16 protein-coding genes are annotated in these 13156 nt (G+C 67.8%); 4 read left to right on the top strand and 12 right to left on the bottom strand.

The window, feature by feature from the left end; genetic code table 11:
* Window positions 1–55: 55 nt before the first annotated feature.
* The 8 genes from HNR15_RS05225 to HNR15_RS05260 form a co-directional block, all read right to left on the bottom strand.
* Entirely contained in the window at window positions 56–1279 is a 1224-nt protein-coding gene (locus HNR15_RS05225; protein ID WP_179479707.1) for an O-succinylhomoserine sulfhydrylase, read from the bottom strand.
* 3 nt (window positions 1280–1282) lie between these two features.
* Window positions 1283–1708, bottom strand: coding sequence for a rhodanese-like domain-containing protein (locus tag HNR15_RS05230; protein ID WP_179479709.1), 426 nt, complete (start codon window positions 1706–1708; stop codon window positions 1283–1285).
* Window positions 1705–1905, bottom strand: a complete 201-nt coding sequence (locus HNR15_RS05235; RefSeq protein WP_179479711.1) for a DUF1737 domain-containing protein — start codon at window positions 1903–1905, stop codon at window positions 1705–1707. The genes HNR15_RS05230 and HNR15_RS05235 overlap by 4 nt, the downstream gene beginning before the upstream one ends.
* Window positions 1906–1968: 63 nt before the next feature.
* Entirely contained in the window at window positions 1969–3168 is a 1200-nt protein-coding gene (locus tag HNR15_RS05240; protein ID WP_179479713.1) for a DUF222 domain-containing protein, read from the bottom strand.
* Between the two features lie 204 nt (window positions 3169–3372).
* Window positions 3373–3705: a hypothetical protein gene (locus HNR15_RS05245; protein ID WP_179479715.1), complete on the bottom strand. Its 333-nt coding sequence runs from the start codon at window positions 3703–3705 to the stop codon at window positions 3373–3375.
* 54 nt (window positions 3706–3759) lie between these two features.
* Window positions 3760–4149 carry a hypothetical protein gene (locus HNR15_RS05250; RefSeq protein ID WP_179479717.1) on the bottom strand — a complete coding sequence of 130 codons (390 nt, stop codon included), beginning with the start codon at window positions 4147–4149 and terminating at the stop codon, window positions 3760–3762.
* 50 nt (window positions 4150–4199) lie between these two features.
* A complete protein-coding gene (locus HNR15_RS05255; protein ID WP_179479720.1) occupies window positions 4200–5900 on the bottom strand; it encodes a C40 family peptidase in 1701 nt (566 codons plus the stop codon).
* A gap of 68 nt (window positions 5901–5968) precedes the next feature.
* Window positions 5969–6652 carry a hypothetical protein gene (locus tag HNR15_RS05260; RefSeq protein ID WP_179479721.1) on the bottom strand — a complete coding sequence of 228 codons (684 nt, stop codon included), beginning with the start codon at window positions 6650–6652 and terminating at the stop codon, window positions 5969–5971.
* 259 nt (window positions 6653–6911) lie between these two features.
* Between HNR15_RS05260 and HNR15_RS05265 the strand changes: the two genes are divergently transcribed.
* From HNR15_RS05265 to HNR15_RS05280, 4 genes are all read left to right on the top strand, one after another.
* On the top strand, window positions 6912–7805 hold the full coding sequence (locus HNR15_RS05265) for an SDR family oxidoreductase (RefSeq protein WP_179479722.1): 894 nt from the start codon (window positions 6912–6914) through the stop codon (window positions 7803–7805).
* A gap of 14 nt (window positions 7806–7819) precedes the next feature.
* Window positions 7820–9688, top strand: coding sequence for a glycoside hydrolase family 15 protein (locus HNR15_RS05270; RefSeq protein WP_179483600.1), 1869 nt, complete (start codon window positions 7820–7822; stop codon window positions 9686–9688).
* A 183-nt stretch (window positions 9689–9871) separates the two neighbouring features.
* The gene (locus HNR15_RS05275) at window positions 9872–10018 is read left to right on the top strand and encodes a hypothetical protein (RefSeq protein WP_179479723.1); all 147 of its coding nucleotides are present in this window, start codon (window positions 9872–9874) and stop codon (window positions 10016–10018) included.
* A gap of 227 nt (window positions 10019–10245) precedes the next feature.
* Window positions 10246–10485, top strand: a complete 240-nt coding sequence (locus HNR15_RS05280; RefSeq protein ID WP_179479724.1) for a hypothetical protein — start codon at window positions 10246–10248, stop codon at window positions 10483–10485.
* 54 nt (window positions 10486–10539) lie between these two features.
* Here HNR15_RS05280 and HNR15_RS05285 read toward each other — a convergent pair whose 3' ends face one another.
* From HNR15_RS05285 to HNR15_RS05300, 4 genes are all read right to left on the bottom strand, one after another.
* On the bottom strand, window positions 10540–10899 hold the full coding sequence (locus tag HNR15_RS05285; protein WP_179479726.1) for a hypothetical protein: 360 nt from the start codon (window positions 10897–10899) through the stop codon (window positions 10540–10542).
* A 76-nt stretch (window positions 10900–10975) separates the two neighbouring features.
* On the bottom strand, window positions 10976–11368 hold the full coding sequence (locus HNR15_RS05290; protein WP_179479728.1) for a hypothetical protein: 393 nt from the start codon (window positions 11366–11368) through the stop codon (window positions 10976–10978).
* 56 nt (window positions 11369–11424) lie between these two features.
* Window positions 11425–11907 (bottom strand): hypothetical protein, encoded by a 483-nt coding sequence (locus tag HNR15_RS05295; protein ID WP_179479730.1) that lies wholly within the window; start codon window positions 11905–11907, stop codon window positions 11425–11427.
* A 104-nt stretch (window positions 11908–12011) separates the two neighbouring features.
* Window positions 12012–12971, bottom strand: coding sequence for a helix-turn-helix domain-containing protein (locus tag HNR15_RS05300; RefSeq protein ID WP_179479732.1), 960 nt, complete (start codon window positions 12969–12971; stop codon window positions 12012–12014).
* Window positions 12972–13156 lie beyond the last annotated feature (185 nt).

Raw genomic sequence — 13156 nt, forward strand, 5'->3', positions numbered from 1 at the left:
CCGCACACGGATGGGGTCATTGCGCGCTCGATAGGGCGCGCGACGACCCCACTTGTTAGCTGTGCAGCGCCCGCGCCAGGTCCTCGCGCAGGTCCTCGACGTCCTCCAGTCCCACCGACAGTCGGACCGTCGCCTCGCCGATGCCGACCGCGGCGCGCCCCTGCGGGCCGAGTTTGCGGTGGGTGGTGGTCGCAGGATGGGTGACCATCGACTTCGCGTCGCCGAGGTTGTTGGAGATGTCGATGATGCGCAACTCGTCCAGGAGCCCGAACGCCGCGACCTTCGCGGCGGCCGGGTCGTCGTCCTTGGTCGCCAGATCGAAGGTGACGATCGTGCCCCCGCCGTCCTGCTGGCGGCGGGCCAGGTCGTACTGCGGGTGTGAGGGCAGGAACGGGTAGCGCACCGACGCCACCTGCGGTCGGTCCTGCAGCCACTGCGCCAGGTCGGCGGCAGCAGCGCTCGCCGCTCGGACTCGCAGGTCGAGCGTTTCCAGGCCCTTGAGCAGCACCCAGGCGTTGAACGGGGACATGCTCGGCCCGGTGTTGCGGATCATGGTCTGCACCGGGCCGTCGATGTAGTCCTGGCTGCCGAGGATCGCCCCGCCCAGCACCCGGCCCTGCCCGTCGATGTGCTTGGTCGCGGAGTAGACCACCACGTCGACACCCATCGCGATCGGCCGCTGCAGCACCGGGGTGGCGAAGACGTTGTCGACGATCACGGTGGCGCCGGCCGCGTGCGCGAGCTCGCAGACGGCCGCGATGTCGATGATGTCGAGCATCGGGTTGGTGGGGGTCTCGAAGAACACCACGTCGGCGGGAGTGGCCAGGGCCCGCTCCCACTGAGCGAGGTCGTGGCCGTCGACATAGTCGGTGCGCACGCCCCACGTGGCCAGGATCTCCTCGAAGATCACGACCGTGGAGCCGAAGAGGGCTCGCGCGGAAACGATCCGCGAGCCCTGCTTCACCAGAGCGGCCAGCGAGGTGAACACGGCCGACATTCCGGTCGCCGTCGCGTAGCAGGCGGGTGCGCCTTCGATCAGGCGCAGCCGCTCCTCGAAGGTGGACACCGTCGGGTTGCCGTAGCGGCTGTAGATGAACCGGTCCAGGTCGCCGGCGAACGCGGCTTCGGCATCGGCCGCCCGGTCGTAGACGTAGCCCTGGGTGAGGAACAGCGCCTCGGAGGTCTCATCGAATCCGGTGCGCTCCTGGCCGCCGCGGACGGCGTACGTCGCGGGGCGCAATCCTTCGGGCAGCGCTGGCTTGGGTCGTGGCTCACTCATGGATCAGGATTGTTTCCAGGGCAGTCCGGCCGCGCGCCACCCACCGCCGCCGCGGTGCCCCGCGTCGTCCAGGCCGCCCTCGAACCCCTCGAGCACGTTGTACGCCGGCCCGAGGCCCGCCGCTGTCGCGGCCTTGGCGGCACTGATCGAGCGCTGCCCGCTGCGGCACAGGAAGACCACCGGTCGTCCGTCGCCGGGGGTGACGCCGGCTTCGCGCACGTCGTCGACGAAGTGCGGGTTCGACGATCCGTCGGGGAAGCTCACCCACTCCACGAACTCGGTCTCCCGGCCCAGGCACGTGATGTCCGGGACACCTACATAGGCCCACTCGGCGGTGGTGCGGACGTCGACGAGAACGGCGTCGTCGTGCGCGGCGAGCAGCTCCCACGCCTGCTGAGGCGTCAGATCGCCGGCGTACCCCTCGGTCATGCGTTCTGCACCGAGCCGTCGGCGGGCGTCGGCAGGACGACGGCCTGCCCGGTGACGACCCGCGTCCCGTCGTAGGTGAGCGCCGGGGATCCGTGCAGCACGTAGCCCTCGTCGAGGGCGGTGCTCACCCGCTCGCAGAAGGCTTGGTCGTCGGTGCCGGTGATGAACCTGTAACGAAGGCGCGGTGTCTCGCTCATGGATCCATCATCACCCACCTGTTGCGTGGCGTGCGGCCCGTGGTCGTCCAGCGGACAGCGTGCTCACTGCCTGAAGCGCTCACTTCGACGGTGAAATCTGACCTGGTCCAGGTGCAGGATCTCGTTGGTGGGCCCGGGGTAGCGCGGTGCTGCCGTGGGTTCGGGGCTGTCGGGTGGGGTGGCGACGGTGGGTTCGATGGGGTGCCCGTGGCGGGTGGCGAATCGGAACCGTCCGGGTCTGTCGGGCGCGGGGTGGATGGTGAAGTCGCCGGTGTGGTGTCGGTCGTGGTGGTGGGGGCACAGGCTGATCAGGTTGGCCATGTTGGTGGGTCCGCCGTCGGCCCAGTGGACGATGTGGTGGCATTCCAGGTGGTGGATCGCCAGGCAGCCGGGGTAGGCGCAGCCGCGGTCGCGGTCTTCGACCAGGCGTCGGGTGCGGCGCGGGACGATGCGGTGGGCGCGTCCGACGTTGACGGGGGTGCCGCCGGTTTCCCAGACGGGTTGGAGCACCCCGTCGCAGGTCCACTTCCTCAGGAGGTGCGGTGGTAGGGCGCCGCGTGTGGTCAGCCAGCCTTGGCCGGTGGTGTCCAGGTGCAGGTAGATCCGGAACTTCTCGGCCCGCCCGGCGGTGGTGACGGTCCCTGCGTCCAGGGAGCGGGAGGCGATTTGGGCCATGGCGTCGGCCATCCGCACCCGCCGCCCGTCGTCTTTCGTGTTGGTGGTGGCGAGGAAGAGGGTGTCTTTGGCCTCTGCGAGGGCTTGTTGGACCAGGGCTCCGATGTCGGCGGGTACGGAGTAGGTCAGGTGGAACCGGTCGTGGTCGCACCACATCGATAGTTCCGCCGGTTGCGCCGCGACCGAGAACGGGTCTGGTGGGGCCGGCGGGGTGTCCGCCTCGTCGGTGGTGGTGGCGAAGTCGTATTTGACCAGTGCCCGGCGCAACTGCGGGACGGTGGCGTGCACCGCCAGGTCAACTACGACCTGGTCGTACCCGACCGGGGTGTGCGCGGCGACCACGGCGGCCTGACCCAGCGAGAGTCGCCCGGCGTGCACCTCCCGGGACAGGGCCGGTAGCTCGGCGGACCGGGCCGCGATCCGGACCAGGTCCCGGGCGGTGGCGGGGGAGACCCCGGCGAAGCAGGTCAACCAGTGTTCGGGGGACCGGATCCCGCCGATCGCCCACGACTCAGTGCGCACCAGGTCGCTGACCAGGTCGATCAGATCGGCGTGCGCGGCGTTCAACCGCCCACAGATCAGGCTCACCCGAGCGAGCGGATCAGTGGTCGAACCATGCTCCGGCACAACGAGACTCGAGCTGTCAGTGACAACTGCGAGGCCCGGTGTCGAACTCATGTATGAAGTCAACCACCCGCCACCGACAGCCCCTGAACGCAAGAGAAGGGACCGCGCCGGTGGCGCGGTCCCTTCCCTGGTCTGCGAGCTAGATCCCGCTGCGGACGGCGCGGGTCACGGGTGGGCCAGGTACTCGCTGGCCACCCAGCCGGTCAGCTTCTTCGAGCCGTTGTATCCGTAGCCGTAGACCCAGTAGTGGCCGCCTCCGGAGCGACCGGAGGAGCTGCAGTAGTGGAAGAGGGTGCCGCGCTTCACCTGTCCGACCGTGCCCGAGCTGGTGCTCGGGCTGCGGTGCACCTTCAGCCAGTCCGCGGTCTGCACGGCGCCGTAGCTGTCGATCGAGCAGCTGTAGCTGGCGGTCGCTGCGTGGGCCTGCGCGATCGGGACCGACAGCGGCAAGGTTGCCAGTGCGCCGGTGGCGAGGACGAGGGTGAGTGCCTTCTTCATCTGATGCTCCTTGGGGTAGGGGTCGTGCGACGGGCGGGTGAGGTCACGAGATCCTCACGGCCCGTACGGTCCGAGCTCGATGGAGTTGATGGGGGTCAGGTAGACGTTGTTCCAGGACGCGCCCTTGGCGTGCGACTCGCCCCAGTTGCCGAGGCCGGAGTTGCAGCTCTTGCCGTTGTAACCGGTGCAGAACGCCAGGCCGGCGTTGTACTGGTTGTTGAGCACGTAGTGGTAACCGACCTGATTGCTGAGGTTGTCCGTGCCGTAGTGGTAGTACCGCAGTGACGGGTGGTCGCCGTTCCAGCCGGCGTTCTGGGGATAGATGCACACGTAGCCGTAGGCGCAGCCGTGCACGGTGCTGCCCGCGGCGTGGGCGGGGGCGACGCCGGCGAAACCCAGCGCGCCGAGGCCCAGCGCCGAGACTGCTGCGATGCGTTTGTACATGAGCCGTTCTCCGATCTGTGAGGGGTGTGCGGGGTGGTGAAGGGGTGGCGTCACCACATCCGGACGGCGCCCCAGAAGGTGTCGCCGGTGGTGACGCTGGTGATGCCGTCGTGGTCGCCGGACTGGTAGGCGTTCATCTGCTTGCCGTTGCCCATGTAGATCGCGACGTGCTCGCCGGCGTTCTGGCCGTACCAGAGGATGTCTCCGGGCTTGAGCTGCGACAGGTAGTTGTCGACCTGGCCCGACCCGCCGTGGCTGGCAGCGTTGATGACGGCCTTGTGCGGGAGGGCGAGCGCCTTGGACCACTGGCCCCACGTGTAGCCGTCGAGCGCGTCCACCCCGGTGGCCTGGTAGTAGGCCCATCGCACGAGGCCGGAGCAGTCGAATCCGTCGACGTGGCAGTCGTTCGGAGCGCCGTTGCTCGGGTCGCACGAGCCGTAGGTCGGGCCGGGGGTCGAGCCGTGGCCGCCGTCCCAGGCGTAGATGCTGTATTTGTACATCGAGTCGCTGGTCACGGTGACCCGGCAGGCCTGCTGCATCATCTTCAGCGTCAGACCGGGGAGCCCGGTGTACGCCGTACCGCACGCGCTGCCGTTGGTGTTGGCGCCGCCGTTGCTCGGCGGGGAGGGCGGCGTCGGGTTGGTGGAGCCGCTGCCGCAGGACGGCAGGTTGACCCAGTAGTCCTGTGAACCGGTGAAGTACACCGCCGGCACGTATCCCGTGGCGCCGTTGTCATCGCCGATGGTCTTGGCCCAGCTCGAGGAGCTGTAGCCGCCGACGGTGGCGGTGGAGCCGTTCACCCGGCAGTAGAACCAGTTGGCCGAACCGCCGGTGTGCAGGTGGTCGACCACGCCGGAGGACGTCGAGGTCGAGCCGTAGAGCGGCACCCCGCCGGACGGCACCCAGACCGGGCAGTAGTACGCGGTCCCGCCCGAGGGGTTGTGACCGAGCGTGCAGCTGTCGTCCGAGGGCGGCGGCGCGGGCGTCGAGCACGCGGGCATCCCTGCCCAGTAGTTCTGCGAGCCGGTGAAGTACACCGCCGGGACGTATCCCGTGGCGCCGTGATCGTCGCCGATGGTCTTGGCCCAGTCGGAGGAGGTGTACCCACCGACCGTGATCGAAGAGCCCTTCTGCTCGCAGAAGAACCAGTTGCCGGTGCCCGCGGTGTTCAGGTGGTCCACGACCCCCGATCCGGACGAGGTCGATGCGTAGACCGGCGTTCCGCCGGAGGGCGTCCAGATGCCGCAGTACGACACCGTCGTGCCCGACTTGTTGGTGCCGGAGTGACAGGAACTGCCCGACGAGCCGGTCCCGCCCGAGCAGCTCGGCAGTCCGGCCCAGTAGTTCTCACTGCCGCTGAAGTAGACAGCGGGCACGTAGCCGATGGCGCCGTTGTCGTCGCCGACGGAGCGGGCCCAGCTCGTGGACTTGTACCCGGAGGCGGTCGCGGTGCCGCCTGAGGTCGAGCAGTAGAACCAGTTCGCCGTTCCTCCGCTGTGCAGGTGGTCGATGACCGAGGAGCCCTGCGACGTGCTGGAGTAGACGGGGATCCCGCCCGAGGGCACCCAGACCCCGCAGTAGTAGACGCTCTGGCCCGATGCGTTGTGCCCTGCGGTGCACCCGTCGGCGGCGTGCGCCGGGGTGGACCATCCGAGGGACAACGTCGCGACCGAGGTGAGGAGCAGTCCGAGGAGGACGGTCAGGATCCTCGGTCGCGTGGTGACTCCGGGGTGGAGCCGATCTTCTTTCATGGTGTGCCGCCTTCGCAGTCCCGGTCGCTGGTGGGGAGGAGCGCGGGCAGCACATCAGCAGCGGTCGGCTACCGGATGGACGCGTCGGACATTCTCGGACGTTCGAGATAGGGGAGCCCTGGGAGCGGCGCGTGCGATGCGGCGTTCGCCACGACATTGGCCGGCACCCATCCCCAGCCGCCGTCGGAGTCGTAGGCGATGTCGGCCTGGGTGTAGAGCCATATCTGAGCCACCGGCGCGCCCGAGTCGCCTGCATCCGCACTCCCGTGCGTCTGCCCGAGGAACCAGTTGTTGCCGGCGTGCAGGAAGCCGGTGCGGCACGAGCGGGCGTTCGGTTCGGCGTACGTGTGGGTGCCTGCCCACGTGCAGCACACGCAGGCTTGGACGACGACGGGACCGGTACCGCTGTCCGCTCGGTGACGCTCTGGCAGCAGCACCGGAACGGTGTGCAGTCCTCTCGCACGCCGGCTGCGGACCCGGGCGTTCTCCGTGGGCAGCTGCAGATCCTCGTCCGCGCGGATGCGACGGGTCAGGACGCCGTCGAAGAGGCGGTCGAGCGCGAGCGCCCATTCGTGCGCCTCCCGCGGGGTGGCGCCGAGGGCCAGGACGAGGGTGTCGAGCCGGTCCGCCGGCGGCAACGACGTCCCGGCGAGATAGCCGTGCAGAGAGGACCGGGGGATGCCGGTCGTCCGGACGAGGCTGTCCAGACCGATGCGCTGCCGCGATGCCCCTGCTGCGGCGCGGCGTCGCAAGTGGTCCAGTGCGAGGACGAAATCTGCTTGATTGCAGATCGATTCGGGCCGCGGTGTAGTGCAGCTCGTGGCGTGTCCGGTCACTCGAAACCCCCGAGAATTCAATGGTTTTCCCGTGCAATGGATCGAGAATGTACGCGCGCCACCTTGAGATCTGAGGAATCTGCCCCGGCCGATCTCGCAGAGCGATACGGGTCGACGCATGCGCGCGCCCCGGGCGCGACCACGAATCGGCGGTCGGGTGTACATACTGAGATGTATGGCTGATCAATACACCGTGACCGACCCGACCAAGATGTATGCCGACATCGATACGACCGCGCAGTATCAGGACGGTCCGGGTCTCGATGCCGACCTGGACAACCCGGCTGACCTCGGTGAGGAGACCTACCGCGGCAGCGGTCGGCTGCGGGACCGCAAGGCCCTGGTCACCGGGGGTGACTCGGGCATCGGCGCAGCGACGGTCATCGCATTCGCCCGCGAGGGTGCGGACGTCGTCATCTCCTACCTTCCCGAGGAAGAGAAGGATGCTCAGCGCATCAAGTCTCTGGTGGAGCAGGCCGGTCGCAAGGCGGTACTCGCTCCCGGTGACCTGACCGACGAGCGCTACTGCACCTCACTGGTGGAGACCACCGTCCGGGAGCTGGGTGGGATCGACATCGTGGTGTCCAACGGTGGCCGCCAGCAGCATGTCGAGGACCTGGCCGACCTCAGCTACGAGCAGTTCGACGACACCTTCAAGACCAACGTCTATGCGCTGTTCTGGATCGTGAAGGCGGCCCTGCCCCACCTGCAGCCTGGCTCGGCGATCATCGGCACCTCGTCGATCCAGGCCTATCAGCCCTCGCCGAACCTGCTCGACTACGCCACCACGAAGGCTGCGATCAACACATTCTGCAAGGGCTTGGCCCAGCAGGTGGGACCGAAGGGGATCCGTGTGAACGTCGTGGCGCCCGGCCCGGTCTGGACGCCGCTGCAGACTGCGGGCGGTCAACCGCAGGAGGAGCTGCCGGAGTTCGGCCAGTCGACGCCGCTCGGTCGGGCGGGTCAGCCGGCGGACCTCGCGCCCGCCTTCGTGTACCTGGCCTCCGCAGAGTCCAGCTTCGTGTCGGGGGAGACCCTGCACGTCAACGGCGGCATGCCCACACCGTGACCGCTCCCCATTGGATGAACGGTGGGGTTCAGGCGGTCTGGCACGGGGGCGACCCCGTGCCCGGACCGCTCGACGGGCGTGATGACGCCGGGTACGCCGATCTGCGCGACTACGCCTCGATCGGCGACGGCCGCACGATCGCGCTCATCGCCCGCGACGGCTGTATCGACTGGCTGCCGCTGCCCAATCTGGACTCGGCGCCGCCCTTCGCCGCGCTGCTCGATGCCGAGAACGGCGGGCGGATCGCCTTGGCGCCTGTGGAGCCCGCCACCATCGAACGCCGCTACGTGCCGGGCACCAACGTGTTGGAGACGACCTACACCACCGCGAGCGGTCGCGCCCGGGTGACCGACTCGCTCAACACCGGGCTCGCCGGCCGGCTGCCCTGGTGCGAGCTCGGGCGCAGGATCGATGGCTTGGAGGGCAGTGTGCTGTTGCGGGCGCACGTCGTGCCCGGCACCTGCCTCAACACGGCCTCGCCCTGGGTCTACGACTCGGTGCACGGCAAGGTGCTGCGGCTCGATGGGCTGACCATGGCGGTGCGCACGCTCGCGGAGGAGTCGGTGGAGGTGACCACGAGCTCGATCGCGGTGGACTACCGCACGAGTCCCGGCTCGCGGCACCTGCTCGGCCTGACCAGCACCGACAGCGAACCGCTCTACCTGCCCACCCCGCAGGACATCGACGACGGCGTGGACCGCACGATCGCGAACTGGCGCACGTGGAGCGATGCGTTCGGGTGGGACGGCCCGTGGCAGGAGGAGGTGCAGCGCAGCGCCCTGATGCTCAAACAGCTGATCTTCGCGCCGACGGGCGCGCTCGCTGCGGCCGCGACCACGTCGCTGCCGGAGTCGCTGACGAAGGACAAGAACTGGGACTACCGCTACTCCTGGGTGCGCGATACGGCGTTCTCGCTGACGGCGCTCTTCCGCTTCGGCGTGCGCGAGGAGACCCACGGTGCCATCAGCTGGATGCTGCGGATTCTGCGCGAGCAGGGGTCACAGCCGCAGGTGCTGCAGCGACTGGACGGCGCCCAGCACCAGGATGAGCTGCACACCTACGACGTCCCCGGTTGGCGCGGCGTGGGGCCGGTGCGGTCCGGCAACCAGGCCGAGACTCAGTTGCAGCTCGGCATCTACGGCGACATCTTCAGCATCGTGCAGCTCTACGTCGACAACGGGAACGTGCTGGACGAGGGCACCGGCCGGCTGCTGACCACGGTCGCCGATCTCGCGTGCGACCAGTGGCGCAGCCCCGATTCCGGCATGTGGGAGCTGCCGGAGGAACGGCACTACACGACCTCCAAACTCGGTTGCTGGCAGGCGCTCGAGCACGCGGCGCACATGGCCGACATCGGTCAGATCCCCGGCAGCGTCGACCGGTGGCGCCACGAGGCCGACGCGATCGGGGAGTGGGTGGAGCAGCACTGCTGGAACGAGGAGCTCGGCGCGTACGAGTGGTATCCCGGCAGCGGCACCCTCGACGCCTCGATCCTGCTGCACGCGATCAGCGGATTCGACCGCGGCGAGCGGATGTCACGCACTCTCGACGTGCTGGAGAAGCACCTGAGTGACGGGCCCTACCTCTATCGGTTCACCGGCGCCGCCGAGGAGGAGCTCACCTTCACGGCATGCTCGTTCTGGAGGGTCTCGGCGCTGGCGCTGGTGGGACGCGTCGACGAGGCGCGCGACCTGATGGAGGAGCTGGTCGGCAGCCTGAACGACGTCGGCCTGCTCTCGGAGATGATCGATGCCCGCACCGGGGCCTTCGGTGGCAACCTGCCGCAGGCGTTGTCGCACCTGGCTCTGATCAACGCGGCCATCACGGTGCACAGTGAGGAAGAGGGTCGCCAGCAGGATCCGTTGGACGACGGCGACGGCTGATCGGCTGGTGAGGCGACGATCGGCGCGGTGCGGTTACCCCCCTAGGGGCGGTGCGGCCGGTCGGATGTCCTGGCACCGTTGAACTCGTAGTGAGGACGGTGCCACGACAGAGTTACTCAGCACGGGCCCGGCCGGGCCCCTGCGGCACGTCCACAACCGGCGAGGAGTCGTATGGACATGGGCGTGCCTGAGGACATCGAGGCCATCATCGGGATCTTGTTGGTCATGGGTGGATTGCCGTTCGCCATGCAGTGGCTGGACCAGGCGATGGACCAGCCGTCCACGACGCCGAGTCGGCGACGACATCGCGAGAACTCCTGGCGGGAGTAGAGGAGCACGAGCTGTCGACGATCTCGATCCTGACGGGTCGTGCACCGCGCGGCGTCCGCTGATCGCGGGAGAACCTCGCCCGCGCGCGTGGCGTGTGCGCAGAGATGGTTACGCAAAGGTAACCTCTGGTTCGCGACGCGTTCCCGGCCGGCCCGGGACGCTCCCTTTCCCGAATACGGGGGTCGGGGTCGAGCGCGCAGGCCACTTCGTCGATGAGGTATCCCAGAATGGATCGCGCCCCGCGCGCTGCACGAGGCCGCGAACGACGCACCCTCGTCGCCGCCGTCGTGCTCATCCTGGCCGCCGTCTCTTTGGCCGTGGTGGGTGTGATGTTGTGCGTTCTCGGTGTGGGCGAACGCTGGCGTCTCGTCATTGCCGCCGAATCATGTCTTGCGGCCGTGGGTGGGTTCATCCAGGCCGTTCGCGTTCGCAGCGACCGCCGAGCACGGAGTGTTCTCAACGGTTGAGCGGCGCGCCGCGTGATGAGTACTGCAGAAGAGCCAGGAGTGCCTGGCGCTGGCTCAGCCGTGGCCGAGAGTCTTCTTGTACCAATGGCCGCCGACGTAGTACTCCCAACCCCACACGTCGAGACTGTCCAGGATGCTCCAGCTGACCTTGCTGCTGCCGCTTGCGTGCAGCGTGTTGCCGTACTTGGTGCTTTCGTCTCCGGGAATGTTCGAAACATCGACCCAGGAACGGGCTGGGTACGCGCAGCTGTCGGTGATGTGGGCCGTGAAGCTGATGTTGCCCGGCCCGCCGGACTCCTTCAGGGAGCAACCGCCGCCTCCGGGGCCGGGCAGCGACGCGAGAGCGGGTGTGGACGAAGCAATCACTGCGGTGATCGCCACCGCGGTGGCGGCAGTCATCAACTGGTATTTCATAAGACCAATCCTTAGGGAGGGTGGCACAGGGTGGGATGTCGGTCGTGGCGCAATGTGCGGGCCATGACCTGCGCGGCTACTTAGTGGCCTTGGCTGAGAGGTAGATGGAATTGACGGGAGTGAAGTTGTACGGGTTCACGTATGTGTATGCCTTGACCAAGAAGCAGCTCCCGGTCCCGTTGTAGCCGGTGCACAGGTATGCGACAGCTCCGCCGGACTGGTTGTTGAAGAAGATCCGGTTGCCGGTGACGTTGGACAGGTTGTGTGCCCCGTAGTGGTAGTACGTGGTCGGAGTGCTGGATCCGTCGGTGTCACCTTTCTGGTAAAGGCAGGCGTACCCGTAGGGGCAGTGGGCATACGTTCCACCAGCGGGTGCGGCTGAGGCTGGCGACACCGATGCGGTGGAAGCGAAGACCAGGCACCCGGACGCCACCGCAGCAGAGGCAGCAGACAGCACACGTAATCTCACGATGATTCCTTTGCGGTAGAAGCGAACAGCGGAGCGAACCTTCGAGGCGGAACGAGTCAGCAGACCCTGATGGAGTTCACCGGTTCGTATCCACGACCGGAGAGCACCGGGTGGATGGTCTGACCGGTACCGGACCGGGTGTAGCTCGCCAGCGTCGAACCGCTGCCCCCGTAACCGGAGTACAGATGGGTGACTACCCCGCCGGTCTGGTTGTCGTTCTCGTAGCTGCCATAGCCGGAGGAGTCGACCCAGTTGTCGAGGTTGACCACTCCGCAGTAGGGGAACGCCAACTTGTAGAACCCGCCCGAAGACCGGGCGATGTAGGCGCACCAGTACCCGGTATTGCACTGACGGTTGCTGGAGGACTGGATGTTCGCCACCACGCTGGCGCCGATGGTTGTTCCGTTATAGGCGCCCGGTGAGACGTAGGTGGCCGAGGGTGCTGCCGCGGCCGATGCAACGGGGCTCTGCCACAGGCCGATACCGGTAACCGCCGCGACGGCGCTCACGCAGCAGGCAACGACACGTTTCTTCGTCATGTCTCTCATCTCATCGAACTCGGGCTGGGATCGACGTACGTCGATGCCGACAGGAAACACCCGGTAGGGATGACGGCAGGGTCAATCTGGACAACCCTGGACGGCTAGCGGCGTGGCCACTCCCACCGGATCCCGTGGCATCCGGCCGTTGGACTGGCGACGAACATGTGCGCTCCGTGGTGCAGGTCCAGGTCGAGCTCGCGCACCCGGTTCTCTGGGCTGTCGGGGTGCGTCAGGTAGATCTGTCGGACGTGCACCGGTAAGACCCGTTCGTCGAACTGCACCCGCAGTTCCAGTGGGGGACCTGCTGCGTCGAGCAGGCACCCGGTCTCGACCGCCGCCTCCCAGGTGGGTGTACCCGGTTCACCGAGCGCTGACCTGTAGTCCACCGCGTACTCGATGTGGTGGGTCTGACCGGCGCGAAGCCGTTGATCGAACCCGATCGGGAATGCCGCTACGTCGTTGCACACGACGGGCGCTGGGCCGGTGGTGCCGCATCCGGGCCCAGGGATCAACCGCAGCTGTGCCAGATCCAAATGAGGCGAAGGGGGCACGATCCGGAGAAGGAAGCGCGCGTCGTCCGTCTTCGCCACCACGCTTTGAACGATGTCGATGCGAAAGATGGACCGGTGCGCGTCCACATGCACCCGCTCGGAGTGCATCACCACCTGGACCTGTTCGCGACTGGTGCTGAGCGCCTCCTGCAGACCCGAGCGCCACACCGCGATATCTCCTGCCAGGCGCGTGGTGGCAGCTGAGGGTGCGCGCGAATGCGTGCCGCGCCACATCATCTCCACCCGATCACGCGCCTCGGCCAACATCCGCCATCGATTGGAGGGCAACCCCACCGCCGCCAAGATCCGGTCGAACTGCTCCGCCGGTGGCAACGATCGGCCGCGCACATAGGTGTGCAGAGTCGAACGGGGGATCCCGGCTCTACGCGATAGTCCCTCCAGGCTCAGACCAGCTCCACGACGGGCACCATCAAGGAAGTCGGCCAACTCCTGAACGGTGAAGATGGCCGCCGGGTCAGGAGACCCGCGCCCGTGGTCCACCGCCGACATCAACTCCTCCGATCTGTCCCGCGACAGTCCACCGGGACGAAGCCCGCCTGGAGCCGGACCCGGTTCTCCGGACACGGGTGGTGTGGTGATCATGCCGCCGGTGGGGCAGCTTTGTGAAGGTGTCCGAGGGCGACCCCGGGCACGTCGTGCTGGGGTCTCGGCACGCATCACCGGCCGGGAAAAGG

Origin of the sequence: Allobranchiibius huperziae (assembly GCF_013410455.1) — a bacterium.
GTDB classification, from domain to species: domain Bacteria; phylum Actinomycetota; class Actinomycetes; order Actinomycetales; family Dermatophilaceae; genus Allobranchiibius; species Allobranchiibius huperziae.

Coding starts and splice junctions, on each gene's coding strand:
- HNR15_RS05225 (WP_179479707.1), bottom strand. CDS start 1,279: ATGAGTGAGCCACGACCCAAGCCAGCGCTGCCCGAAGGATTGCGCCCC.
- HNR15_RS05230 (WP_179479709.1), bottom strand. CDS start 1,708: ATGACCGAGGGGTACGCCGGCGATCTGACGCCTCAGCAGGCGTGGGAG.
- HNR15_RS05235 (WP_179479711.1), bottom strand. CDS start 1,905: ATGAGCGAGACACCGCGCCTTCGTTACAGGTTCATCACCGGCACCGAC.
- HNR15_RS05245 (WP_179479715.1), bottom strand. CDS start 3,705: ATGAAGAAGGCACTCACCCTCGTCCTCGCCACCGGCGCACTGGCAACC.
- HNR15_RS05250 (WP_179479717.1), bottom strand. CDS start 4,149: ATGTACAAACGCATCGCAGCAGTCTCGGCGCTGGGCCTCGGCGCGCTG.
- HNR15_RS05255 (WP_179479720.1), bottom strand. CDS start 5,900: ATGAAAGAAGATCGGCTCCACCCCGGAGTCACCACGCGACCGAGGATC.
- HNR15_RS05265 (WP_179479722.1), top strand. CDS start 6,912: ATGGCTGATCAATACACCGTGACCGACCCGACCAAGATGTATGCCGAC.
- HNR15_RS05270 (WP_179483600.1), top strand. CDS start 7,820: ATGAACGGTGGGGTTCAGGCGGTCTGGCACGGGGGCGACCCCGTGCCC.
- HNR15_RS05280 (WP_179479724.1), top strand. CDS start 10,246: ATGGATCGCGCCCCGCGCGCTGCACGAGGCCGCGAACGACGCACCCTC.
- HNR15_RS05285 (WP_179479726.1), bottom strand. CDS start 10,899: ATGAAATACCAGTTGATGACTGCCGCCACCGCGGTGGCGATCACCGCA.
- HNR15_RS05295 (WP_179479730.1), bottom strand. CDS start 11,907: ATGACGAAGAAACGTGTCGTTGCCTGCTGCGTGAGCGCCGTCGCGGCG.
- HNR15_RS05300 (WP_179479732.1), bottom strand. CDS start 12,971: ATGTCGGCGGTGGACCACGGGCGCGGGTCTCCTGACCCGGCGGCCATC.